Origin of the sequence: Caulobacter sp. ErkDOM-E, assembly GCF_048541895.1 — a bacterium.
Classification (GTDB): Bacteria; Pseudomonadota; Alphaproteobacteria; order Caulobacterales; family Caulobacteraceae; genus Caulobacter.
In genome coordinates this window covers 3,431,397-3,453,853 of the sequence record NZ_CP183331.1, presented here as the reverse complement: position 1 = coordinate 3,453,853, position 22,457 = coordinate 3,431,397, and the positions used below count along the sequence as shown (strand labels likewise).

Genomic DNA, 22,457 nt, shown 5'->3' with positions numbered 1-22,457 from the left:
TCGTGTTTTAGCGCGTGCGCCACCAATATGCGGCCACCAGCACGATGATCGCTACGAACTGCAGCACAACGCGAAGCCGCATCAGCTTGTTGGAATTGGTGCGGCCAAAGTCACCGCCCCGGAAGAGTGCATAGAGCCCCCCGCTGAGCGCCAGAAGCACCGCCAGCAGCGCGGCTGGAACGAGGAAGTCGAAGAGTCTGTCCATGGGCCTGAGGATAGGCGTTTGGCAGCCGTTTGGCCACTGAGCTTTGCGTTGGCGAAACGGTGTCCGATGAGTGAATTCGCCGAACGGGTTCGTTGAGTGCATTTGTCGCACTGGTAAAGTGACATCGGTAGCATACATAGAAATCCAGCCGATGTTCGGTGATTTTAGTTCTACCTAGCGGTTGCCATCCCACGGCTGGGGCGTTAAGCCCCCCGCTTCAATTTTTCCAGTATGCGTTCGTTGAACATGATCATCTCCTCACCGCAGATCGTTCAGCGCTCATCCCCAGCGGGGAGGCAGGAGAAAACAGAATGGCAAAGGCCTCTGTAGCCGTCGCCGCGTTCTCCGCGTCCGAACGCGAAGACGCCATGGCGGAAGTCCGCCAACTGATCACCGACCTGCGCGACGCCGCGCAGGATGGCCGCCAACTGGCGCGCCGCTACGCCGACGTTCTTCAGAACGTTGTCGATGACTATTGCACTGAGTTTGAGAAGCGCGCCGAGGCGGCCCTCGCTCGACTGGAGGCCGCCGCATGAGCTTTGTATCCGTCAACATCGAGTCGGCCACCGACTCTCCCGTCAAGCTGACCCGCCGGGCCCTGGCCAAGCAGCGTACGCGCGAGCGCGTCCTGTCGGCCGCGCGCCGTCTGTTCAGCGAGCGGGGCTATGAAGGCGCGACCATCCGTGACATCGCCCAGGCTGCAGGGATGTCGACCGGCGCAGTGTTCGCCAGCTTTGCAGACAAGACCGAGCTGTTCGACGAAATCCTGACCGCCGACTACGAAGTCATCTACGCCCAGATGGTTCAGGCCGCCCGCGCCGCCGCCACCGTCGACGAGGCTCTTCTGGGTCTGTTCGGCGTCGCCTATAACTTCCATGTCGACCAACTGCCGCTGCTGCGCGCCAGTATCGCCGTGTCGTGGACGCGCACCGAGGCCGCCGAGCGTCGCTCGCGCGCGGATCTCAAGCACATCTTCCGCCTGATCGGCGAAGTCACCCAGCGTGGCATCGATCAGGGTCAGCTGAAGAGCGGCATTGATGCAAAGCTCTTGGCTGAAATGACTTGGGACGTGTATGTCGCCAATTATCGCCGCGCTGTCTTTGATGGCTGGACGGTGGAAGCGTTGCTCGCGCGGCTTTCAGATCAACTGAAAGTCATTTTTGCGGGCGCTCGCGCCTGATTTAGAGGGCGCCCCGTTGGGGCGGGGCGCCCTTGATCATAATTAGACGCTGGCGTGTTCGAGGGGGACGGGCTTGGGCGTAAGAGACGACCAGAAGCAGGCGACGCGTGAGAAGGTCCTGGTGGCCGCTCGCGACCTGTTCAACGATGTCGGTTACGAGGAAACGACCATCCGCGCCATTGCGGAGCGGGCGGGGGTCTCGGTCGGCAGCGTTTTCACGACCTTTGTTTCGAAGGCCGAGGTGCTCAGCCATGTGATGGAGGGGCGGCTGGACGAGCTGTATGCGCAGTTCGACCGTGTGATCCCCTACCTGCGGGGCACGGCGATGGACAGGCTATGCTCGGTCTTCGCTATTCACTACGAGTTCGAAACCCGGCGGGTGAAGCTGTTCCTGGCCCACATCGCCGCCGCCTATAATCCCAGCATTGACCCCGGCGTCACGCCCTATGGTCGCAATCAGCGTCTGACCGGGATGTTGCACGACATCCTCGAAGAGGGCGTGCGACGCGGCGAAATCCGCGCCGATCTCGATCAGGTGCTGGCCATCGAGATCCTTCGGGCCGCCTATGCCTGGAACTATCGACTGGCGGCCGCTGATGCCAGCGCGGCTGATGCGTCCCTGATGTCGGCCACGATGGACCGCCAGATTCAGGTCATCGTCGAGGGCTGGCGACCGCGTTGAGGTCGACCGGTCAAGGCTGCCGCGTCAGCCGCAGGTCCTGATAGTCGAACGAGAAGTCGGCCAACGGCGAGACCGCCTTGGCCAGGGCTGACTTCACCGCGCCGTTCTCGACGTCGAAGGTGATGAAGGCGTCCTCCTGGGTGCGGTCGACGAAGACCGTCTTGAAGGTCTCGCCGTCGAACAGCTCCAGCCTGCCCTGCAGGGCCGGGGTCTTGTCGAACGAGACCGTCAGGCCTTTCGCCTTCTTGCCTTTGGCTTTTCCGATCGTGACCGTGCCGTACCAGGGGTCGCGATAGACCCCGACATAGGCGTCGAGCGGCAGGCTGGGCGGCTTGCCGCCGCCCTTGGGCGTGGCGGCGTCGGCGGCGTCCTTGGCGGTCTGGGCGTCGGCCTCGGCCTGAACGCGCTTGCTGGAGGCGATCCAGTCGAAGTCGCTGCGGCCCTGCAGGCGGTCAGGGCCGCCGTAGCGCAGTGCGCGCAGGACCGGGTTTTCCTCGGCGTTGGTCATCACCATGATGCCCGACTTCCGACCGGGCAGCAGGCCGGTATAGGAGATGAAGCCCGCCAGACCGCCGGTGTGCCACAGCAGCCGCTCGCCGCGATGGTCCTGCACGAACCAGCCCAGGGCATAGGCCTGCATCGAGGGCCGCACGGGATTTTCCGCCGTCGGGCCATCGGACGAGGACGTGATGGTCTGGGGCTTCCACATTTCGCGGGCGGTGGCCTCGCTCCAAAGGCGCTTGCCGTCGGGCAAGGCGCCCAGGGCCAGCTGGACCTGCATCCACTTGCCGATGTCGGCGGGCGTCGAATTGACCCCGCCGGCCGCGGCGGCGGCGTCGAAACTGCCGTCGAAGGGCAGGACGGTCTGAGGGCCCATGCCCCGCACCGGCGGACCCAGGCGGCAGTGGGGCTCGGCCCGGCGGGTCCTGTCGACCTGGGCCGGGGTGGTCACCGTGTCGGTCATGCCCAGGGGATCGAGAATCCGGGTCTTGATGAAGTCTTCCCACGGCTTGCCGGTGACGGCGGCCACCACTTCGCCGGCCGCAACATAGAGCACGTTGTCATAGGCGTAGCCGCCCCGGAACGGGCTGCCGATCGGCAGGTATTTGAGCCCCGCCACGATCTCGGCCCGGCTGTGGGTGGGCGCCGGCCAGATCATCAGGTCGCCGGCCCCGAGCGTCAGGCCGCTGCGGTGAACCAGCAGGTCGCGCACGGTCATCAGCTTGGTGACCACCGGATCGCTCATGGCGAAGTCGGGCAGGTAGCGGGTGACGGGCGCGTCCCAGGCGACCTTGCCCTCCTCGACCAGCATGGCCAGAGCGGCGGCGGTCATGGCCTTGGTGTTGGAGGCGATGCCGAAGAGGGTGTTCTCGTCGCACCGGGCCGGAGCGCCCAGGCGCCGGATGCCATAGCCCTTGGCCAGGGTGATCTGGCCGTTCTCGACCACGGCGACGCCCAGGCCCGGCTGGTCGGGGAAGGCGGTCATGACCTGCTGGGCGTACTGGTCGACCGCCGCGGCGACCGAGCCGGTTTCCCGGGCTTTGGCTGCGGTCCCGAACGCGGCGAGCCCGCCGGTGGCCAGGGCGGAAAGCAGGGCGGCGCGGCGGGTCGTGGCGATCATGATGCGTCCTTCAGATCAAGCGGCGAGGCTAAGCTGATGCGTGTGCACGCCGCAAGCGCCGGGACGGAGGGGGCGTCAGGCGCTGGCCAGCCTAGTTCCCGCCGTCCAGCAGCCGCCTTGCGATGACCTGGGCCTGGATCTCGCCGGCGCCTTCGAAGATGTTGAGGATCCGGGCGTCGGCCAGCACGCGGCTGATGACGTATTCGGTGGCGAAGCCGTTGCCGCCGTGGATCTGCAGGGCGTTGTCGGCGGCGGCCCAGGCCACGCGGGCGGCGATCAGCTTGGCCATGCCGGCCTCGATGTCGCAGCGCTTGTCCTCGTCCTTCTGGGCGGCGGCGAAATAGGTCAGCTGACGTACGCCCATGATCTCGGCCGCCATCATCGCCAGCTTGTTGGCGACGCGCGGGAACTCGAAGATCGCCTGGCCAAACTGCTTGCGGTCCATCGCATAGGACAGACCAACCTCCAGCGCCGACTGGGCGACGCCGACGGCGCGGGCCGCGGTCTGGATGCGGGCGCTTTCGAAGGTCGCCATCAGCTGCTTGAAGCCCTGACCCTCGACCCCGCCCAGCAGGTTTTCAGCCGGCACGGTGAAGCCGTCGAAGGCCAGCTCATATTCCTTCATGCCGCGATAGCCGATCACGCCGATCTCGCCGCCGCTCATGCCTTGGGCGGGGAAGTCATCGCCGTCGACGCCGCGCGGCTTGGGGGCCAGCAGCATCGACAGGCCGCGATAGTCGGTGGTGGCCGGATCGGTGCGGACCAGCAGGGTCATCACATCGGCGCGGGCCGCATGGGTGATCCAGGTCTTGGCGCCGGTGACGACATAGCTGTCGCCCTCCAGCGCCGCCCGGGTGCGCAGGGCCCCGAGGTCGCTGCCGGTATTGGGCTCGGTGAAGACGGCGGTGGGCAGGATCTCGGCGCTGGCGATGCGCGGCAGCCAGTACTGCTTCTGGGCCTCGGTGCCGCCGGTCAGGATCAGCTCGCCGGCGATCTCCGAGCGGGTGGCCAGGGATCCGACGCCGATCCAGGCGCGCGACAGCTCTTCGGAGACCACGCACATGGCGGTCTTGCCCATGCCGCTGCCGCCATATTCCTCGGGGATGGTCAGGCCGAACACGCCCAGATCGCCCAGTTCCTGCACCAGCTCGAGCGGGATCAGTTCATCCTTCAGGTGCCATTCGTGGGCGAAGGGCGTGACCTTTTCCTCGGCGAAGGCGTGGAACTGGTCGCGGATCATCTCGAAGGTTTCGTCCAGGCCGGTGTTTTCCAGCGTGGGACGGCCGCGCGCCTCGGCCAGGCGCTTGGCGATGGCGGTCTTCACGGCCTGGCCGCCGCCCTTGGTCATCAGGGTCACCAGGGCCGGGGCGAACAGCAGGTTCATCACGCCGCGATCATCGGTGATGTCGACGGGGCGGATCATCTCGCCCTGGTTCATGGCGATGCCGCCGACCATCTGGGTGGCGTATTCGGCGAACAGCAGTTGGGCCAGCAGGGCCTCGATCTCGGTAAAGCGGCCGCTGGCCTCCAGGCGCTCGGCCCAGCCGGTCACCTGGTTGAGCAGCTCGGCATAGGCGGCGTACCAGCCAAAGCCGTGAACTACGTGCTGTTCCAGATCGGCCAGCTTGCGATCGACCTTGCCGTCCGGCCCGGCGATCCGGGCCTTCACGATCGGGTGGACCTTGTCGACAAAGGCCTGGGCCGCCGTGGCAGCCTCGCGCAGCAGGCCCGTCAGGCCGGGGAGAATGATCGAGCTGTTATCTTGAGCGACCGTTGCGGTCATGACTTGCTCCCCTGTGCCAAACAGTTGTTTTCTTTCACTCTGGCGCTTTTCGCACCTGCGAGAAATGCCGCAGCGCAGCATAGGGCCGCAAAACGGGGAAGAAACATGCTGAAAGTCCACCACCTCAACGAGTCCCGGTCGCAGCGCATCCTGTGGCTGCTGGAGGAGCTGAGTGTTCCCTACGAGATCGTGTTTCACACCCGCGACGCCAAGACCCGCCTGGCCCCGTCGTCGCTGACCGACGTGCATCCGCTGGGCAAGTCGCCGGTCATCGTGGACGGCGACCTGACCGTGATCGAGTCCGGCGCGATCATCGACTATGTCATCCGTCGTCACGGCGAAGGCCGGCTGGCGCCCGATCCGGCCAGCGCCGACTACGACCGCTATCAGCAGTGGCTGCACTATGCCGAGGGCTCGGCCATGCTGCCCCTGATGCTCAACATGTATGTCGGCCGCCTGGGCGAAGGCGGCGCGCCGCTGCAGCCGCGCATCCAGTCCGAGATTTCCAACCACCTGGCCTTCGTCAATGACAGCCTGGCCGGCCGGTCGTTCTTCGTCGGCGACAGTCTGACCGGCGCCGATATCCAGATGAGCTTCGTGCCCGAGGTCGCCAAGGCCATGGGCAAGCTGCCGGAGTATCCGCACATGGCCGCCTGGATCGAGCGCATGCACGCCCGCCCGGCCTGGAAGACCGCCCTGGACAAGAGCGGTCCTTACGCGCTGGGGGCTTAAGGGGCGCCGGTCAGCTCTGCTCGCCACTTGCCCCCTCCTGACCTGCTTCGCAGGTCGTCCTCCCCCGTAGGGGGAAGATGAGGGTCGGCGCGTTTCATCTTCCCCCTCCGGGGGAAGACGGTCGCGAAGCGACCCGTAGGGGGCAAGTCTGGCGGACACGGGCCCGTAGGCTCACGCGATCACTCGCTGAGTTAGATGGGGAGGCGCGAAGCGGCCGGGGCGAACCCGGATGACCGTGATGTGTTGTTTGCGTTTCGGCTCGACCTGTCCGCTTCGCAGAAGCTGTTCTTGCGTGAGGATTGGGCCAAGCGAGCGTCTTTCAGCTCTGATACCCAAGAGCCCCCGTACGGGCGCGCACCAAGGTCAATCGGCTAACCGTCTCGACCCCCGACGATGCGCGATAGGCGGGTTTACGATCCCTCGCCCTGTTGCTCCGCGCTGTTCCTCCGACGAGCCTTCCGGTGGTCCCGGATCTATCCAACGAACAGACCACCTTCGTCCTCGCCGCGTGACCGCGCGGCCCCGCTCAGCTCCATCCCCATCGCCGCTGTTGGGCCGGATCCAGGCGCCTCCCCCTGCGACAGGGACAGCTCTGATTATGCAGCGGGTTTGAGCGCGTCTGATTGGCGCGATCAACTATTTTACAAGCGGTTGATCAGGTTGGAGTTTGTTCTGGAAAGCACGGGGATTGAGCGCGGCCTATCCCCTCAAGTCCTCCCCCTGAAGGGGGAGGTGTCGGCCCGTTCGGGCCGACGGAGGGGGAAGACCGCTGACTCACTGCGGTCTTCCCCCTCCGGCCTCCGGCCGCCTCCCCCTTCAGGGGGAGGACTTGTCAGCGCGTCCCGCCCTCTTCGCGACTACTGGTTCCCGGTATAGGCCACGCCCTTGACCGTCTCGTCATAGGCGGTCGGCGGGTTGTCCGGCAAGTTGCGCAGCTTGGCCTTGGGTACGCTCAGTTCCCGCACCCGCCAGGCGTTGGGTCCAACGCGCGTGAAGACCGCCGGGGTCTCTTCGCCGTAGCCTGTCAGCTTCATGCCTGGATTGGCCTCCTCGGTGGCCGGACGCAGGCAATAACCCTTGATCTCGGTGTCGCTGACCCACTCCGTTGTCAGGCAGCGCGACTTGAACTCGAATTTGCGGTGCGGCTTGCTCGACCAGTCGCGCAGCTCGGTGCGGGCGCGGGGGTCGTCCTCCGCCTCCAAGGTCTCGGCCTGGGCCGAAATGGCGAGCACGGCGCCCCGCCACTGACCGATTTCGGCAGATTCGATCTCGACGCCTCGCTTGTCATAGAAGGTGCTGATGGGCACGTAGTCGGCGGGCGCAGCGAAATAGGACGTGACGACCTCGTAGACGGTCTGCATGCCTTGGACGGTCGGCACCTCAAAGACACGCGTCAGCAGGCTGTAGGTTTCCTCGTCGTCGGTCACGGTCAGGCTGGCTTGGCCGTTGTGTTGCAGCGTCAGGGTCGGACCCTTGCGCGCGTCCGGCTGGCCCAATTCCTTCAGCAACTTGGCCTCGATAAGGCGCTCCTCGTCACGTTGGGCGTACAGGTCGAACTGCGGCAGCTCTGGCTCCGGCGCAGCGGCGGACGTCGCCGGTGCGACAGGCTTGGCCGCTTCGGCCGGCGGCTTGGCGGCGCCGGGCAGCTTGTCACAGCCGGACAGGGCGGCAAGGACGGCCAGGCTGAGCGCAAGCGTCACGGATCTGGACTGGAACGACATGGGCCCCCCGGGGCGACTGAAATGGCGGGCGCACCCTAGCCAGAACCCAAGGGTGAGCAAGGCGGCGCCTCGTGTGGTTGTGCGGGGCGACGTTTTTTCAACATGAACGAAATCTGTCGGCGCGGTCGCCGACCCCGTTCAGCTTCACCCTGTCATGGTCTGTCTCACGGGGTTGATGACCCCGGACACATTCCATCGGGACAAGGACTATCGACATGACCAGCCTCAAGACCTTCAAGACCATCGCCCTGACCCTGGCCGCCTCGGCCAGCGCCCTGGCCCTGGTTTCGGCTCCGTCGGCCTTCGCCGTCGAGCAGCGCCTGGGCGGCGTCGTCGGCTGCAACGCCTCGGGCCAGAAGCAGGAAGGCGGCGCGGTTATCGGCGCTCTGCTGGGCGCCGTGGCCGGTAGCAACCTGGCCAAGAATGACCGGGGCACGGGCACCGCCATCGGCGCCGTGGTCGGCGCGGGCGCCGGTTCCTATGTCGGCTGCAAGATGCAGAAGAAGGACGCCCGTCAGGCTGTCGGCGGCGCCTACAAGTATGACGGCGTGCGCTTCGCCAACTCGGTCCAGGCCCAGCCGGTGACCGAGATCAAGGGCAAGTATGTCGCGCGGTCCAACCTGAACCTGCGCGCCTCGGCCTCGACCCGCGGCGCCAAGGTGGGCGGTGTCGCCGCCGGCCAGACCTTCCAGGCCCTGGGCCGCACCGATGACGGCAAGTGGATCCTGGTCGGCCAGGACGGCGTCGGCGTGGGCTACGTCTCCAGCGCCTACGTCTACCGCGCCTAAGTCATAGAGGTCTGGAGCGCGGCTTCCGTCCCTCACCGCGCTCCATGCACGAGCCCGTCTGGTCCCCCCGACCAGGCGGGCTCTACTTTGTCGGGACCTCAGCTGAGGGCGCTGACGCCGCCCCACCAGGTCTGCCACGCCACGACCAGCGCCCAGTGCAGCAGGACCGCCGGCCACAGCGAGCCGGTCCGATAGCGCAGGATTGCGCACGCCAGGCCCAGCACCGCGCAGCACAGCAGGAAGTCCGGCCGCAGGAACACGCCTGCGGCGCCGGGCAGGAAGGTCAGGGCCTCAGCCACGTGCCAGAGGGTGTAGAGGCTGGTCGAGATCGCGATCAGCAGCGCGGGCCTTGGCGACTCGTCGCGACCCGGCGTCAGCAGGCCCCGAAAGACGATTTCCTCACCCAGGGCCGGAACGAAGAAGACCTTCAGCATCCGCAGCGCCAGATCCGGCTGGGCGGGGGTCAGGTGATAGAGGCCGGTGGAAAAGCCGATGGCGGCCATCACCGGCAGGGTGGCCACGCAGACGGCGGCGCAGAGCAGCCAGCCGCTGGCCGAGGGCAGGGTGACCAAGCTGCGTCCCAGCCGCCGGCCCAGTCTGGCGATCAGGTCCGCCAGCGCAGCACGGTGTCCTTGACGGGATTGACGAAGGCCCGGCCTTCGGCGCGGCTGGCCTGCCATTCGCGCTTGCACTGCTGGTACCAGCGGGCCTGCTGGTCGGCGTCGCCCACCCACATCAGCGGCGGGTTGGACTGCAGGCCCTGGCTCTGGACGCCGACGATATAGCCGTCCTGGCGCAGGAAGGCCCGGGCCGCGATGCGGATGATCGGATAGAGGGCCGTGAAGGCCCAGTGATCGGACCACATGATCTGGTTCATGCGGGTCTTGCCCGCGTTGATCGGGGTCATGGCCGACAGGGCCAGCACCTGTTTCTTGCCCACCGTCACATGCTCCCAGCGCAGGCCGGGCAGGCGGAAGGTGATCTCGGTCAGGGGCTCGCCGCCCAGGATGGCGTAGGCCTTGGAGTTCTTGGACGGCTCGTGCCGCACCATGGTGAAGCCGGCCTCGGACGGGGCGAAGCGCTTCTTCTTTTCGTGCTGGCTGGCCGTGGTGCGCCACCACCATTGCTGATGCACATAGGGGCCATGGGCCGGGTCGATCAGGCCCAGCACCGCGTGGTCGATATGGATGTCATAGTCCAGGGCGTCGACCAGCTTGGGCTTGCCGCCCACCACGCCGGGAATGACCGGCGGGGCCTCCGGCGGCTCGCCGTCGAAGCGGGCGTCCGACGACATCCAGATCCAGACCAGGCCCTGCTGTTCCACGACCGGATAGCGGCGCACCCGCACCTTGCTGATGTCCAGGTCGCTGTCGGCGGTGAGCGAGGGGATCGCCGTGCAGGCCCCGTCCGTGCCGAACCGCCAGCCGTGATAGGGGCACTCGATGCTCTCGCCGCCGTCGGCCTCGGTCCTGACCTTGCCGGCCGACAGGGCGGCGGCGCGGTGAGGGCAGATGTCGCGAATGGCATAGGCGATGCCGGCCTTCGTGCGGCCCAGCAGCACCGGCTCGGCCAGCAGCTCGCGGTGCTCCATCTTGCCCGCCTTGAGATCAGGCGACAGGGCGGCCACGTACCAGGCGTCCATGACGAAGCCCTCGCCGAACTTGGCGGCGGGAGCGGACTTTGGGGCGGACTGGGGGGCGGGCGAAGCGTCGTCGGGCATGGGGGCCTTATAGCCCGGTTTGCTGACTTTTCACGACGCTTTGGGGATGGGGCCTACCGCGCCGCCGCCGTCTCGACCAGGCGCTGATAGAACCGCACCATCCGCTCCACATTGGCCAGGCTGATATGCTCGTCGGTGCCATGGATCATCTTGGTCTCGTCGATCGACAGCACCAGCGGCTGGAAGCGATAGACGTCGCTGGCCACGGGGGCCAGGTAGCGGCTGTCGGTGCCGGCGGTGACCAGGCCGGGCACCACCGGCGCCTGGCTCTCGTCGGCGGCCAGGCTGGCCAGGGTCTTCCAGGCGTCGGAGCTGGTCGAGGAGATCGGCGAGGGCTCGTCGGGCGTCTTGGTCCAGGTCAGCTCGACCGGCAGCTTGCCCACGGCGTCCTTGGCCCGGGCCATGACCTTGGCCGAGGTGTCGCCCGGCGCGATGCGGTAGTTGATCCAGGCGGTGGCGTCCTGCGGCAGGACGTTCTCCTTGGGCGAGCCCTTCAGCATGGTCGGGGCGATGGTGGTGTGCAGCATGGCCGCCCCGGCCGGGGTCTTGGCGGTGACCTGCACCAGCAGGGGCGAGAACAGCCAGGTGTTGGCGGCGAACACCCTGACCGGCAGCGAGGCGTGCGGGGCGATCGATTTCAGCATGTCGGCGCCCGGGCCGGCGAACTTCATCGGGAAGGGCTTGTCGGTGATGGCCAGCACGGCCCGCGACAGCGTCGCGACACCCGTTTCCGCTGGCGGCGCCGAGGAGTGGCCGCCGATGGCCGGGGCCGTGACCTTCAGGGTGGCGTAGCCCTTCTCGGCCGTGCCGATGATGGCGGTGGGCTTGCCGGTGACGGGGTGGTCCTCGACCACGACCATGCCCTCGTCGAGCACGAACTGGGCCTTGATCCCGCGCGACTTGAACAGGGCCGCCGCCGCGACCGCGCCGACGCCGCGCACCTCCTCGTCATGGCCGCTGACGATGATCACGGTGCGCACGGGCTTGAAGCCGCCGGCCGCCAGACCCTCCAGCGCCTCGAACAGGGTGATCAGCGAGCCCTTGTCATCGATCGCGCCGCGACCCCAGACGGCGTTGTCGGTCACCACGCCGGCAAAGGGCGGATGGGTCCACGAGCCTTCGCTGCCCGGCGTCACCGGCACCACGTCCTGGTGGGCCATCAGCACGATGGGGGCCAGGGCCGGGTTCGAGCCGGGCCAGGTATAGACCAGCGTATGCCCGGCCAGAACCTCGCGCTGCATGGCGGCGTGGGCGGCGGGATAGGTGGTCTGTAACCATGCGTGCAGCTTGTCCCACTCGGCGGGCTGGTCGTCGGCCCTGTCCTGGTGGCTGATGGTCTGGAAGCGGATGGCCTGGGCCAGGTTGGCGGCGGCCTTGGTGGTGTCGACCGTGCGTCCGGCGGCCAGCCTGGCCTCAGCCACGTCGACCGCGGCCGGAGCCTTGAAGGTCGCGGTCCGCACCGCCACGACGCCGGCCACGGCCAGCACCAGTCCAACAGCCGTCAAGCCGGCCTTGCCCGCAAATCCCATCACGCATCTCCCCCGAACATTTGTTCGAGACTGTGCGTCCGCGCGGGGCGATTGCCAACCTTCCTTTGCGGCGGGTCTGGCGCGGGCCGCCTAAAGCGCCCCGCTCAGCTCCTGCACTTCCTCAAACGTCCGCAGGCCAGGACGCTGGGCGCAGACCAGCACGCCCATGTTGCCGGGCAGGTGCTGGTTGGCCAGCATCTTCTCGTGCGCCGCCGGGATGTCGTTCCAGGGGAACACTTCCGACAGGCACGGGTCGACGCGGCGGTCGATGACCAGCTGGTTGGCGGCGCTGGCCTGCATCAGGTTGGCGAAGTGCGACCCCTGCACGCGCTTCTGGCGCATCCACAGGAAGCGGGCGTCCATGGTCAGGTTGAAGCCGCTGGTGCCGGCGCAGATGGCGACCATGCCGCCACGCTTGACCACAAAGACGCTGACCGGGAAGGTCGCCTCGCCGGGGTGCTCGAACACCATGTCGACATCGCGATTGCCGGTGATCTGCCAGATCGCCTTACCGAACTTGCGGCTTTCCTTCATGTAGTCGTTGAATTCGGGGCCATTGACGGTGGGCAGCTGGCCCCAGCAGTTGAATTCGTTGCGGTTGAGCACCGCCTTGGCCCCCATCGACAGCACGAACTCGCGCTTGTCTTCGGAGCTGACCACGCCGATGGCGTTGCCGCCGGCCACGGCCGCCAGTTGCACGGCGAACACACCCAGACCGCCCGAGGCGCCCCAGACCAGCACATTCTGGCCGGGCCGCAGCTCATGCGGCTTGTGGCCGAACAGCATGCGATAGGCCGTCGCCAGGGTCAGGACGTAGCAGGCGCTTTCTTCCCAGGTCAGGTGCTTGGGGCGCGGCATCAGCTGGCGCGACTGCACCCGGCAGAACTGCGAGAAGCTGCCGTCCGGGGTCTCGTAGCCCCAGATGCGCTGGCTGGTGGAGAACATCGGGTCGCCGCCGTTGCACTCCTCGTCGTCGCCGTCGTCCTGGTTACAGTGGATGACCACCTCGTCGCCCAGCTTCCAGCGCTTGACCTTCTTGCCCACCGCCCAGACGATGCCCGAGGCGTCGGATCCGGCGATGTGGAAGGGCTGCTTGTGGCCGTCCAGCGGGCTGATCGGTTCGCCCAGGGCGGCCCAGACGCCGTTGTAATTGACGCCGGCGGCCATCACGAGGACCAGAACCTCGTCCTCGCCGATGGTCCAGGTGGGCACCACCTCGACCTGCATGGCCTGGGTGGGCTTGCCGTGGCGCTCCTTGCGGATGCTCCAGGCGTACATGTTGGCGGGCACGTGGAAGGGCGGAGGGATTTCGCCGATCTCGTAGAGATCCTTCACAGGCGACTTCTCAAGCGTCGTGGTCGTCATGTCACTCCCCGTTTCCTTCGGCCCCGTTGTTCGTTGCGTTGCAACAACGTCCGAAAGCTCAACTCGGCTGCGCGCGGGTGGTCACAATGGCAAAAACCGATCGCCAACCCATCGTTTTTGGTTCCGAGGCGGACAAATCGACCTCGAAGCGGTCTAAGCTGAGACAACTGTTTGAAACTGGCAAGCGGAATCTTGTGCGACGCAACATGAGCGTCGCCTTGTCGCGGGCAAGGCTGTTCAAGCGGCCGGCGATCGGCGAGGCTTGGCCATGACTCCGACCCTGCATGTCTCCCGTCCCCACGCCGCCATCGTCCTGCTGGAACTGGACGGGCCGCCCGCCAACGGACTGGGCATGGCGCTTCGCCTCGCCCTGGAAGAGGCCCTGGACGCGATCAACGCCGACCTCGATGTGCGGGCGGTGGTGCTGACGGGCCGCAACGGCGCTTTCTGCGCGGGCGATGATCTGCGCGAGGCGGCCGGGCGCGGCGCGGGCCAGCTGGAGGCGGTGCTGGGCTTCAACGTGCTGATGGACAGGGTCGAGGCCTGCCGCGTTCCGATCATCGCGGCCATCGACGGCTGGTGCCTGGGCGGCGGGCTGGAACTGGCCCTGTCCTGCGACATCCGCATCGCCAGCGACCGGGCCAGTTTCGCGGCCTCGGGGGTGAATATCGGGCTGATGGCGTCAGTGGTCCGCCTGCCGCGCCTGATCGGCGAGGCGCGGGCCAAGGCGCATCTGCTGACCGGGGCCAGCTTTGATCCGGCCCGGGCTCTGGCCGACGGGGTGGTGAGCCAGGTGCAGGCGGTGGACGCGCTGCTGCCGGCCGCCCTGGAGCTGGCCGACCGCATCGCCTCGCGCGCCCCCCTGGCGGTCGAGGCCGCCAAGCGGGCGGTTGCCGGGGGCGGGGCGGATGTGGCCGCGCTGGTGGCCAGCGCCGACCACGCCGAAGCCGTCTCCGCGTTCATGGCCAAACGGCCGGCGGTGTTTCACCGTGCCTGAGCCAGAAGATCGCCGGGCCAGAAGATCGCCGGGATTGATCGACCGCAAAGCCGGCCTGCGCGCGCCCGCGCAGGATGAGGGTGGCGCCAAGAGGGGCGTCAATTTCCCGGGAAGTCCTGAGCCATGAGCAATACCCCCCACGAACTGCACGAAGAGTTTCCCCAGGACGCCGACCGCATCCATGCGCTGAAGACCAGCGACGCCCACTTCGCCAAGCTTGTTGAGGGCTATCACGACGTCAATCGCGCAGTGCACCGCATGGAGACCAACATCGAAGCGGTGGCCGACGCCGTCCTTGAGGACTTCAAGAAGCAGCGCCTCGACCTGAAGGACAAGATCGCCTCGGCCCTGGCCAAGCTGGCCTGACGGGACACGCGCCTGGCGGGGTTCAGGGGTTCTTGAGCCGCCAGGCGCGATAGCGCTTGCCCTGGGCGCGCTGTTTCAACTGCTGGCCCGCCAGGGTCAGAACCGGCGAGAGCTTGCGCGCCGGGGCCTTGCCTGCCGCCAGGCGGTTCATCTGCGCCTTGGTCAGGGCCATCACGGCCAGGCCGGAGAGCTCGCGGCTTTTCCAGGTCACTTCGGGCAGGGTGACATCCAGGCCCTCGGGCTTGCGCCAGGCCTTGGGCAGGTCGGGCGCGAAGGCCAGGGCGCGGGCGATCCCCACCACCGGCACGCCCGGCAAGGCGCCGTCGGCCGCCAGGGCCGCCAGGGCGACCTCGCGGCGGCGCACCCCGCCGGTCACCATGATCGGCATCCTGGCGACCTTGGCGATGTCGCGGGCGAAATCGACGAAATAGGCCTCGCGCGCGGCGGTCGAGGTCTTGGGGCTGGCCTCGCCCTGGCCAGAGTCCGAGGGAGAGCCCTGCATGGCGGGGCTCTCGTAACTGCCGCCGGACAGCTCGACGAGGTCGACGGCCATGCCGTTCAGCTGTTCCACCACCCAGCGGGCGTCATCGGCGTCGAAGCCGCCCTTCTGGAAGTCGGCCGAGTTCAGCTTCACGGCCACGGCGAAGCGCGGCGAGACGCGGGCCCGCACGGCCTTGATCACGTCGAACAGCATCCGGGCGCGGTTCTCGCGCGAGCCGCCCCAGGCGTCCTCGCGGCGGTTGACCAGGGGCGAGAGGAACTGGCTCAGCAGATAGCCGTGGGCGGCGTGGACCTGCACCCCGTCGAAGCCGGCCTCTTCGGCCCGGCGCGCGGTCACGGCGAAGCGCTCGACGATCGCGGCGATCTCGGCGGCGGTCAGGGCGCGCGGCTGGGCCAGCAGGTTGGAGAACTTGCCGATATCGACAGGCACCGCCGACGGGGCCACCGCCCCCTGGCCAAGATCGGCATAGGTCTGGCGGCCGGGATGGTTGATCTGCATCCAGACCTGACCGCCGCCCGACTTGGCCTCGCGGGCCCAGGTCTCGAACGGGGCCAGCGGCGCGCGGGCGTCCAGCACCACGCCGCCCGGACCGGTCATGGCCGAGGGATCGACCATCACATTGCCGGTGATCTGCAGGCCGACCCCGCCCTGGGCCCAGCGCCGGTACAGGGTCCACAGCGCCTTGCCGGGAACCTGGCCCTCGGCGGCGAGATTCTCCTCCATCGCCGCCTTGGCGATGCGGTTGGGCAGCACGGCGCCGTTCGGCAACGCCAGGGGCGCGAACAGGGGCTCGAAGGCGGCGGTGAGCATGACGTCTTGACCTTGGCTTGGTGGATCACACCTTCTACACCTTCAAGCTAGGTTGAAGGTCAAGCGCCCTTTCGGAGACCCGTGGAATGAAGATCGGCGAGATCGCCAAGCGCGCCGGGGTGTCGGCCTCGCGCATCCGGTTCTACGAGGAGCAGGGCATCCTGCCGCCCGCGCCGCGCGGCGCGAACGGCCATCGCGACTATCCCGAAAGCCTGATCGCCACCCTGGGCTTCATCGAGCAGGCCCAGAGGCTGGGCTTTTCGCTCAAGGAGATCGCCGGCCACGCGACCCTGGAGGGCAAGGTCTGCGACGCCCTGCCCCAGAAGCTGCGCGCCAAGCTGGCCGAGGTCGACGCCCACATCGCCGCCGCCCAGGCGCGGCGGGCCGAGCTGGTGGCCTTGATTGCGACGCTGGAGCCGGACGAGGAGAAGGCGGCGGCCTGAGCGCCCCTCGGGTCTGGAAGTTTGGGATGGGCGCCGGCGAGCGATTTCGCATCCGCGAAATGAATGTTGCGCCGCAAAAAATCCCGGATCATGATCGACGATAACAAGAACGATAAGCGCCGGGAGCCCGCCATGTCCGCCAAGCCGTATCAGCATGCGCCCGATGCGCCGTGGATCTTCCGCACCTATGCCGGCCATTCGACGGCCGAAAAGTCCAACAGCCTGTACCGCGCCAACCTGTCCAAGGGGCAGACCGGCCTGTCGGTGGCCTTCGACCTGCCGACCCAGACCGGCTATGATCCCGACCACATCCTGTCGCGCGGCGAAGTGGGCAAGGTGGGCGTGCCGATCAGCCACCTGGGCGACATGCGCCAGCTGTTCGACCAGATCCCGCTGGAGCAGTCCAACACCTCGATGACCATCAACGCCCCGGCCGCCTGGCTGTTGGCGATGTATGTGGCCCTGGCCGACGAGCAGGGGGCGGATCGCAAGCTGCTGCAGGGCACGACGCAGAATGATCTGATCAAGGAATATCTGTCGCGGGGGACCTACATCTTCCCGCCGGGCCCGAGCCTGCGGTTGATCGGCGACATGATCGCCTGGTGCTATCTGGAAGTTCCCAAGTGGAACCCGATGAACGTCTGCAGCTATCACCTGCAGGAGGCGGGCGCGACGCCGGAGCAGGAGCTGGCCTTCGCCCTGGCCACCGCGATCTCGGTGCTCGACACCGTCAAGGCCGGCGGTCAGGTGCCCGAGCAGGACTTCGAAATCGTCGCCTCGCGGATCAGCTTCTTCGTCAACGCCGGGGTGCGGTTCGTCACCGAGCTTTGCAAGATGCGGTCGTTCACCCGATTGTGGGACCAGATCCTGCTGGAGCGCTACGGCGTGCAGGACAAGAAGGCCCGCCGCTTCCGCTATGGGGTGCAGGTCAACAGCCTGGGCCTGACCGAGCAGCAGCCCGAAAACAACGTCTATCGCATCCTGATCGAGGCCCTGGCGGTGACGCTGAGCAAGGACGCCCGCTGCCGCGCCCTGCAGCTGCCGGCCTGGAACGAGGCCCTGGGCCTGCCGCGCCCGTTCGACCAGCAATGGTCGCTGCGCCTGCAGCAGGTGCTGGCCTATGAGACCGACCTCCTGGAATATGAGGACCTGTTCGACGGCTCGCACGTGGTCGAGGCCAAGGTGGCCGAACTGAGCAAGGGCGCGCTGGAGCAACTGGCCCTGATCGACGGCATGGGCGGGGCCGCGAGCGCCATCGACTACATGAAGACCGAGCTGGTCGCCTCGAACGCCAAACGCGTCCGCTCGGTCGAGACCGGCGACATGACCGTGGTCGGCGTCAACCGCTGGACCGACACCGAGGCTTCACCGCTGTCGGCCGGCGAAAGCTCGATCGAGACCGTCGATCCGCGTCTCGAGGCCGGCGTCGTCGAGCGCATCAAGGCCTGGCGCGCAGCGCGCGATGACGGCGCGGTGCAGGCGGCCCTGGCCGACTTGAAGGCGGCGGCCCAGGATGGCCGCAACATCATGGAACCCTCGATCGTGGCGGCCAAGGCCGGGGTCACCACCGGTGAGTGGTCCGGCGCCCTGCGCGAGGTGTTCGGCGAATATCGTGGCCCGACCGGCGTGGCGATCGTGGTCTCGACCGGTGACGCCGAGGACGTCGAGTCCGTCAAGCGCGAGGTCGAGCGGGTCTCGCAGGTGCTGGGCCGCACGCTCACCTACCTCGTCGGCAAGCCGGGCCTGGACGGTCACTCCAACGGGGCCGAACAGATCGCCACGCGGGCCCGCGCGGTCGGCATGGAGGTCGTCTATGACGGCATCCGCTCGACCCCCGACGAGATCGTCCGCCGCGCCAAGGAAAGCCGCGCCCATGTGGTGGGCCTGTCGATCCTGTCGGGCTCGCACCTGGACCTGGTGCAGGAAGTCGTCCGCCTGATGCGCGCGCAGGGGCTAGGCGATATCCCTGTCGTGGTCGGCGGCATCATCCCCGACGCCGACGCCCTGATCCTCAAACAGATGGGCGTGGCGCGGATCTATACGCCCAAGGACTTCAAGATCACCGACATCATGGGCGACATCGTCAAGCTGGTGGAAGGCGCGGCGCTGGTCGAGGTGTGAGGCGCCAGGCCCTAACGCCGGCCCAGCCGCCAGGCCGCCGCGAAGGCCACCAGGGCCAGCGGGGCGAAGGCTCCGAACAGCCACGGCCCGACGGCATAGGCCGCGGCCGGCTCGACGCCGTGGCCAAAGCCCAGCAGGTTGGCCATGGCCCCGGCCGCCGCCGAGCCGGCAGCGCCGCCGATCAGTTGCACGGTGGGCACGGCGGAGGAGGCCAGGGCCTGCTCGTCGGCCGGCGACGCAGCGATCACCCGCCGGGTGAGGAAGGCCCAGCACAGGCCAAAGCCGCAGCCGATCACCAGGAAGGCGAGGCCGGTCTCGACCAGGCTCCCGCGCGTCACGGCCCAGGCGCTCCAGACCACGCCGATCAGCAGGGTCCCGACGCCGGTGCGGATCGCCAGGCCCTCGCGCGCAGGGGGCAGACCGCCGACCAGCAGGGCGCAGACCGTCCAGCCCGCCGCGATGGCGCCGGTGACATAGCCGGCCATCAGGGGCGAGGCGGCGTGGCGGGCCTGGATGAAGGCGGGGCCATAGACGGTGAAGCCGATGGCGGCGGCCTCGCAGGCGAACATGATCAGCAGGCCAAGTCCGGTGGCGGTGGTCAGGTCGGCGACCGAGCGGGGCAGCAGGCGGTCGCGCGTCCCGCGATTGGCCGCCAGCATCGCCGCCATCCCGACCAGGCCCAGCAAGGCGCAGGCGATGGCGGCTGCGGGCGAGGCGACGACCCCGGCCAGGCCGATCAGGCTGACCCCGACGATCAGCAGGGTCAGTTGCAGGGCCGGAACGCGGTTGCGCCCCTCGTCGCGCTTTTCCGAGGGCAGCATGACCGCCACGGCGACCACGAAGATCACGGCCTGGGCGACGAACATCCAGAACGCGCCGCGCCAGAAGCCGGCCTGGGCGAACAGGCCGCCGACCAGCGGACCCAGCAGGGTGGCGCCGCCCCAGACGCCGGCCACGGCGCCATAGACGCGCGGCCACAGGCTTTCCGGGAACAGGGCGGTGATGGCCACATAGCACAGGGCCACGACCGCGCCGGCCCCCAGGCCCTGCACCAGCCGGCCCACCACGAAGGTGACGAATTCCGGCGCCAGCGCGCTCATCGCGCAACCGACCGCATAGGCGACCCCGGCCAGCATGGTGGCCCGCCGCAGGCCAAGCGCGATCGACAGCTTGCCGCTGCAGGCCCCGGCGACGATCGAGCCCATCAGGAAGGCCGCCACCGACCAGCCGAAATACTGGTAGCCGCCGATCTCGCGCGCGACGCTGGGCATGATGGTGGCCGTCACCAGGGTGTCGGCCGCGTTCAGCCAGATGCCCAGGCACAGCAAGGCAAAACGCGGCAGCAGCGCGCGGTCGAACAGGGCGGGGCGGTCGGGCGTTGAGGACATGGGCAGGCGGTGATGCCCTTTTCCAGCCGCCTCGCCAAGTCCGGGCCGGCCGGACCGGGTCGATGAGCCGGTTTGCCGGTTGAAAGGCGGGCCTGGCTCGTGCTTGGTGCGGCGTTAACCTTTACAAGGCGCTCCCCCGCCCATGGCCTATCGCGTACCGCGCCATCCGCGCATCGAGCGCCACGCCAGACATCAGACGCGCCTGGCGCGGCTGACCGGCCTCGTGCTGCTGTGGTCGCTGGTGGCGATCATGGCCCTGCTGGCGCAGCGCACCCTTCCCACCCAGCATGCGCCGTGGAAGACGCTCAGCGTCGTCGACCCGGTGGGCATGGCCACCCGCATCAAGGCCGCCCGCAGCGGCCGCGACCCAGAGCTTTGCCGGGCCATCCTGGCCAAGGCCGGTCTGACCTATCTGGATCTGCCTGACAGGACCGAGGGCGATTTCTGCGTGGTGCGCGACGCCCTGCGTATCGAGTCCGGCATGGCGCCGCTGATCCCGGCCGACGCGCCGATGGTCTGCAAGGAGGCCCTGGCCCTGTCGATCTGGGAGCGCCAGGTCGTGCAGCCCGCCGCCTATGAACTTCTGGGCCAGGGCGTCACGGGGCTGGAGCACTACGGCGCCTATTCCTGCCGGCGCATGTACGGCAAGGCCAGCGGGCCGGTCAGCGAGCACGCCCTGGCCGGCGCCATCGACCTTGCCGGCTTTCGACTGGCCGACGGCAGCCGGATCACGGTGGCCAGCGACTGGACCGATCCTGGCCCCAAGGGCCAGTTCCTGCGCCGGGTGCGCGACGGCGCCTGCCGGGTGTTCCTCACCACGCTGAGCCCCGACTACAACGCCGAGCACCGCGACCACTTCCACCTCGACATGAACGGCTGGAGCAAGTGCGCCTGATCGGCCGCGCGGATCGTCAGGACCGGCTCAGATCCATGCCCAGGGTCGGGCCGATGCCGTCGGGATGCTCGCCGAACGGATGAGATCCGCCGCGCTTGCGGGCGGCGGCGTCCAGCCGCCGGCGCAGGTCTTCGCTCAGGGCCAGGATCGGACTGTCGTCTTCGCTGTCGCCAGGACGGACCGGGATCGAGGCGGAGATCACCTGGCGCAGGCGCTCGCCAAAGAGGTCATCCTGGGGCGAACCCGGCGGCGGCGGATTTGCGAGAAAGGCCAGCACCTCTTCAAGGGCTGTGTCCGCATCGACGGTCCTGGGCATCTCGACTCCTCACAGCTGCAGCCATGGCAACGGCGGGGAGTCGCGCCGGTTCCCCCTAAAGCGTCGCCGCCAGGGCCGCCATCTGGTCGGCGGCTATGCCCCAGCCCTCGGTGAAGCCCATCTGCTCGTGGGTCTGTCGGTCCTCGACCGTCCAGTGGCGGGCGATGGCGGTGTAGCGGGTCTGGCCGCCGCCCAGGTCCTCGAAGGTGATGATCCCCGTCATGAAGGGCTTGGCCGACGGCTTCCAGGTTTGCGTGAAGGCGTCGGTAAACACGATCTTGCGGTTCTCGATCACCTCCAGATAGACGCCCGGATTATCGATGACCTCGCCGTTGGGGCCGTTCATGGTGATCAGGCTGTTTCCGCCGGTGCGCACGTCGATGACCGCCTTGGAGACATACCAGGGCGGCGGGCAGAACCACTTGGTCAGCAGGTCTGGCGTGGTCCAGCACCTGAACAGCTTGTCGGCTGGGACGTCGATGATCCGGGTCAGGACCAGGTCGCGTTGCGGATCGATGCTGGCGGTGTCGAGCGACATGATCGGCTCCATCGGATGGGCGGAAGTTTCGCCTCAAGGACGCGCGGGCTCCACGGATCCCGACAACGACGGGGACTCTATTTTGCGGAGCGGCGCGGCTCCAGCCCTTTGAGGCTGACCACGCCCATCGCGGCCATCAGCCGGTCTGGGGTCGCGCCCTGGACGGTGGGAACCCATTTGACCAGCCAGATCAGCATGCCCAGCAACAACTGCACGACCAGTTTGGGTTCGCAGGCGACGATCGAGCCGTCGGCAATGCCGTCCTCGACCAGCCGCTCCAGGTCATTGGTCAGTCTCTGGCCCCAGTCCGACACCTCGGCGCGCTGGGCTTCGGTCAGATAGGACAGATCGCCGAAATAGAGCAGGGGCCCGTTTTCCGCAGCGTCATGCAGCAGGTCACGCAGGAAACCTTCGAGCTTTTCCGCCCCCGCGCCCTGGGTACGCAGGGTGGCCACCAGAATGGCTTCCAGCCGCTCCAGGGACTGAAGATGGCAGGCGAAGGCCAAGGCCTGCTTGTTGGGGAAGTAATAGTAGAGCGCTGCATCCCGCAGATCGAGCCTTGCGGCGATCTCGGACATCGTGGCCAGAGCAAAGCTCTTGATATTGATGATCTCGCTGGCGGCCCGAAGGATCGCATCGCGCTTCTTGGCCGACTTGCGGCTGTGGGATAACGTCCTGGAACCATAGGTTCCCGTCGCCTCGAGAGGGTCTTGACCCTTCACTATGCCCGCCCCGCTTTGCGCCTTATTTTGGCG

The 22,457-nt window shown here is 67.7% G+C and carries 23 protein-coding genes; 10 read left to right on the top strand and 13 right to left on the bottom strand.

The features are described 5' to 3' along the window. Positions 1-7: 7 nt before the first annotated feature. On the bottom strand, positions 8-205 hold the full coding sequence (locus ACN2C7_RS16900; RefSeq protein ID WP_419318486.1) for a twin transmembrane helix small protein: 198 nt from the start codon (positions 203-205) through the stop codon (positions 8-10). Positions 206-516: 311 nt separating this feature from the next. Here ACN2C7_RS16900 and ACN2C7_RS16895 point away from each other — a divergent pair, with 311 nt between their 5' ends. The 3 genes from ACN2C7_RS16895 to ACN2C7_RS16885 all read left to right on the top strand — a co-directional run bounded on the left by ACN2C7_RS16895 (position 517) and on the right by ACN2C7_RS16885 (position 2,067). Further along, positions 517-741 (top strand): hypothetical protein, encoded by a 225-nt coding sequence (locus ACN2C7_RS16895; protein ID WP_419318484.1) that lies wholly within the window; start codon positions 517-519, stop codon positions 739-741. After that, positions 738-1,385 carry a TetR/AcrR family transcriptional regulator gene (locus tag ACN2C7_RS16890; protein WP_419318482.1) on the top strand — a complete coding sequence of 216 codons (648 nt, stop codon included), beginning with the start codon at positions 738-740 and terminating at the stop codon, positions 1,383-1,385. The genes ACN2C7_RS16895 and ACN2C7_RS16890 overlap by 4 nt, the downstream gene beginning before the upstream one ends. 73 nt (positions 1,386-1,458) lie before the next feature. Further along, positions 1,459-2,067: a TetR/AcrR family transcriptional regulator gene (locus ACN2C7_RS16885; protein ID WP_419318480.1), complete on the top strand. Its 609-nt coding sequence runs from the start codon at positions 1,459-1,461 to the stop codon at positions 2,065-2,067. A gap of 10 nt (positions 2,068-2,077) precedes the next feature. Here ACN2C7_RS16885 and ACN2C7_RS16880 read toward each other — a convergent pair whose 3' ends face one another. Both ACN2C7_RS16880 and ACN2C7_RS16875 read right to left on the bottom strand, forming a co-directional pair. Then, positions 2,078-3,688, bottom strand: a complete 1,611-nt coding sequence (locus tag ACN2C7_RS16880; RefSeq protein ID WP_419318478.1) for a serine hydrolase — start codon at positions 3,686-3,688, stop codon at positions 2,078-2,080. Between the two features lie 91 nt (positions 3,689-3,779). After that, complete coding sequence (locus tag ACN2C7_RS16875; protein ID WP_419318476.1) at positions 3,780-5,471, bottom strand: acyl-CoA dehydrogenase family protein; 1,692 nt, start codon at positions 5,469-5,471, stop codon at positions 3,780-3,782. A 105-nt stretch (positions 5,472-5,576) separates the two neighbouring features. Between ACN2C7_RS16875 and ACN2C7_RS16870 the strand changes: the two genes are divergently transcribed. Next, the gene (locus ACN2C7_RS16870; protein ID WP_419318474.1) at positions 5,577-6,203 is read left to right on the top strand and encodes a glutathione S-transferase family protein; all 627 of its coding nucleotides are present in this window, start codon (positions 5,577-5,579) and stop codon (positions 6,201-6,203) included. A gap of 857 nt (positions 6,204-7,060) precedes the next feature. On the opposite strand, the gene ACN2C7_RS16865 is transcribed toward ACN2C7_RS16870, so the two are convergent. Beyond that, entirely contained in the window at positions 7,061-7,924 is an 864-nt protein-coding gene (locus ACN2C7_RS16865; protein WP_419318472.1) for a hypothetical protein, read from the bottom strand. A 215-nt stretch (positions 7,925-8,139) separates the two neighbouring features. Between ACN2C7_RS16865 and ACN2C7_RS16860 the strand changes: the two genes are divergently transcribed. Beyond that, positions 8,140-8,712 carry an SH3 domain-containing protein gene (locus ACN2C7_RS16860; protein WP_419318470.1) on the top strand — a complete coding sequence of 191 codons (573 nt, stop codon included), beginning with the start codon at positions 8,140-8,142 and terminating at the stop codon, positions 8,710-8,712. 98 nt (positions 8,713-8,810) lie between these two features. On the opposite strand, the gene ACN2C7_RS16855 is transcribed toward ACN2C7_RS16860, so the two are convergent. The 4 genes from ACN2C7_RS16855 to ccrA all read right to left on the bottom strand — a co-directional run bounded on the left by ACN2C7_RS16855 (position 8,811) and on the right by ccrA (position 13,326). Next, positions 8,811-9,284, bottom strand: a complete 474-nt coding sequence (locus ACN2C7_RS16855) for a type II CAAX prenyl endopeptidase Rce1 family protein (RefSeq protein ID WP_419318468.1) — start codon at positions 9,282-9,284, stop codon at positions 8,811-8,813. Between the two features lie 32 nt (positions 9,285-9,316). After that, complete coding sequence (locus ACN2C7_RS16850) at positions 9,317-10,432, bottom strand: Rieske 2Fe-2S domain-containing protein (protein WP_419318466.1); 1,116 nt, start codon at positions 10,430-10,432, stop codon at positions 9,317-9,319. 53 nt (positions 10,433-10,485) lie between these two features. Further along, positions 10,486-11,961, bottom strand: coding sequence for a M20 family peptidase (locus ACN2C7_RS16845; protein WP_419318464.1), 1,476 nt, complete (start codon positions 11,959-11,961; stop codon positions 10,486-10,488). A gap of 90 nt (positions 11,962-12,051) precedes the next feature. After that, positions 12,052-13,326: a crotonyl-CoA carboxylase/reductase gene (ccrA, locus tag ACN2C7_RS16840; RefSeq protein WP_419318462.1), complete on the bottom strand. Its 1,275-nt coding sequence runs from the start codon at positions 13,324-13,326 to the stop codon at positions 12,052-12,054. Positions 13,327-13,594: 268 nt separating this feature from the next. Here ccrA and ACN2C7_RS16835 point away from each other — a divergent pair, with 268 nt between their 5' ends. Continuing rightward, positions 13,595-14,323, top strand: a complete 729-nt coding sequence (locus ACN2C7_RS16835; RefSeq protein WP_419318460.1) for an enoyl-CoA hydratase/isomerase family protein — start codon at positions 13,595-13,597, stop codon at positions 14,321-14,323. Positions 14,324-14,446: 123 nt separating this feature from the next. After that, entirely contained in the window at positions 14,447-14,689 is a 243-nt protein-coding gene (locus tag ACN2C7_RS16830; RefSeq protein WP_419318458.1) for a YdcH family protein, read from the top strand. Positions 14,690-14,711: 22 nt separating this feature from the next. On the opposite strand, the gene ACN2C7_RS16825 is transcribed toward ACN2C7_RS16830, so the two are convergent. Continuing rightward, entirely contained in the window at positions 14,712-16,001 is a 1,290-nt protein-coding gene (locus ACN2C7_RS16825) for an NADH:flavin oxidoreductase/NADH oxidase family protein (protein WP_419318456.1), read from the bottom strand. A gap of 86 nt (positions 16,002-16,087) precedes the next feature. On the opposite strand from ACN2C7_RS16825, the gene ACN2C7_RS16820 reads away from it, so the two are divergent. Both ACN2C7_RS16820 and ACN2C7_RS16815 read left to right on the top strand, forming a co-directional pair. Further along, entirely contained in the window at positions 16,088-16,444 is a 357-nt protein-coding gene (locus ACN2C7_RS16820) for a MerR family transcriptional regulator (protein WP_419318454.1), read from the top strand. Between the two features lie 132 nt (positions 16,445-16,576). Beyond that, positions 16,577-18,565, top strand: a complete 1,989-nt coding sequence (locus ACN2C7_RS16815) for a methylmalonyl-CoA mutase family protein (protein ID WP_419318452.1) — start codon at positions 16,577-16,579, stop codon at positions 18,563-18,565. An 11-nt stretch (positions 18,566-18,576) separates the two neighbouring features. Here the strand turns inward: ACN2C7_RS16815 and ACN2C7_RS16810 are convergent, their stop codons facing one another. Then, positions 18,577-19,953 carry an MFS transporter gene (locus ACN2C7_RS16810; RefSeq protein WP_419318450.1) on the bottom strand — a complete coding sequence of 459 codons (1,377 nt, stop codon included), beginning with the start codon at positions 19,951-19,953 and terminating at the stop codon, positions 18,577-18,579. A 142-nt stretch (positions 19,954-20,095) separates the two neighbouring features. On the opposite strand from ACN2C7_RS16810, the gene ACN2C7_RS16805 reads away from it, so the two are divergent. Beyond that, positions 20,096-20,848, top strand: coding sequence for an extensin family protein (locus ACN2C7_RS16805; protein ID WP_419318448.1), 753 nt, complete (start codon positions 20,096-20,098; stop codon positions 20,846-20,848). Positions 20,849-20,864: 16 nt separating this feature from the next. Here the strand turns inward: ACN2C7_RS16805 and ACN2C7_RS16800 are convergent, their stop codons facing one another. The 3 genes from ACN2C7_RS16800 to ACN2C7_RS16790 form a co-directional block, all read right to left on the bottom strand. After that, a complete protein-coding gene (locus ACN2C7_RS16800) occupies positions 20,865-21,164 on the bottom strand; it encodes a hypothetical protein (RefSeq protein WP_419318446.1) in 300 nt (99 codons plus the stop codon). Positions 21,165-21,219: 55 nt separating this feature from the next. Next, complete coding sequence (locus tag ACN2C7_RS16795) at positions 21,220-21,702, bottom strand: SRPBCC family protein (protein WP_419318444.1); 483 nt, start codon at positions 21,700-21,702, stop codon at positions 21,220-21,222. Positions 21,703-21,779: 77 nt separating this feature from the next. Further along, positions 21,780-22,424, bottom strand: coding sequence for a TetR/AcrR family transcriptional regulator (locus tag ACN2C7_RS16790; RefSeq protein ID WP_419318442.1), 645 nt, complete (start codon positions 22,422-22,424; stop codon positions 21,780-21,782). Positions 22,425-22,457 lie beyond the last annotated feature (33 nt).

Coding starts and splice junctions, on each gene's coding strand:
- ACN2C7_RS16900 (WP_419318486.1), bottom strand. CDS start 205: ATGGACAGACTCTTCGACTTCCTCGTTCCAGCCGCGCTGCTGGCGGTG.
- ccrA (WP_419318462.1), bottom strand. CDS start 13,326: ATGACGACCACGACGCTTGAGAAGTCGCCTGTGAAGGATCTCTACGAG.
- ACN2C7_RS16870 (WP_419318474.1), top strand. CDS start 5,577: ATGCTGAAAGTCCACCACCTCAACGAGTCCCGGTCGCAGCGCATCCTG.
- ACN2C7_RS16865 (WP_419318472.1), bottom strand. CDS start 7,924: ATGTCGTTCCAGTCCAGATCCGTGACGCTTGCGCTCAGCCTGGCCGTC.
- ACN2C7_RS16845 (WP_419318464.1), bottom strand. CDS start 11,961: ATGGGATTTGCGGGCAAGGCCGGCTTGACGGCTGTTGGACTGGTGCTG.
- ACN2C7_RS16880 (WP_419318478.1), bottom strand. CDS start 3,688: ATGATCGCCACGACCCGCCGCGCCGCCCTGCTTTCCGCCCTGGCCACC.
- ACN2C7_RS16795 (WP_419318444.1), bottom strand. CDS start 21,702: ATGTCGCTCGACACCGCCAGCATCGATCCGCAACGCGACCTGGTCCTG.
- ACN2C7_RS16810 (WP_419318450.1), bottom strand. CDS start 19,953: ATGTCCTCAACGCCCGACCGCCCCGCCCTGTTCGACCGCGCGCTGCTG.
- ACN2C7_RS16835 (WP_419318460.1), top strand. CDS start 13,595: ATGACTCCGACCCTGCATGTCTCCCGTCCCCACGCCGCCATCGTCCTG.
- ACN2C7_RS16805 (WP_419318448.1), top strand. CDS start 20,096: ATGGCCTATCGCGTACCGCGCCATCCGCGCATCGAGCGCCACGCCAGA.
- ACN2C7_RS16875 (WP_419318476.1), bottom strand. CDS start 5,471: ATGACCGCAACGGTCGCTCAAGATAACAGCTCGATCATTCTCCCCGGC.
- ACN2C7_RS16890 (WP_419318482.1), top strand. CDS start 738: ATGAGCTTTGTATCCGTCAACATCGAGTCGGCCACCGACTCTCCCGTC.
- ACN2C7_RS16820 (WP_419318454.1), top strand. CDS start 16,088: ATGAAGATCGGCGAGATCGCCAAGCGCGCCGGGGTGTCGGCCTCGCGC.
- ACN2C7_RS16825 (WP_419318456.1), bottom strand. CDS start 16,001: ATGCTCACCGCCGCCTTCGAGCCCCTGTTCGCGCCCCTGGCGTTGCCG.
- ACN2C7_RS16860 (WP_419318470.1), top strand. CDS start 8,140: ATGACCAGCCTCAAGACCTTCAAGACCATCGCCCTGACCCTGGCCGCC.
- ACN2C7_RS16815 (WP_419318452.1), top strand. CDS start 16,577: ATGTCCGCCAAGCCGTATCAGCATGCGCCCGATGCGCCGTGGATCTTC.
- ACN2C7_RS16850 (WP_419318466.1), bottom strand. CDS start 10,432: ATGCCCGACGACGCTTCGCCCGCCCCCCAGTCCGCCCCAAAGTCCGCT.
- ACN2C7_RS16895 (WP_419318484.1), top strand. CDS start 517: ATGGCAAAGGCCTCTGTAGCCGTCGCCGCGTTCTCCGCGTCCGAACGC.
- ACN2C7_RS16830 (WP_419318458.1), top strand. CDS start 14,447: ATGAGCAATACCCCCCACGAACTGCACGAAGAGTTTCCCCAGGACGCC.
- ACN2C7_RS16800 (WP_419318446.1), bottom strand. CDS start 21,164: ATGCCCAGGACCGTCGATGCGGACACAGCCCTTGAAGAGGTGCTGGCC.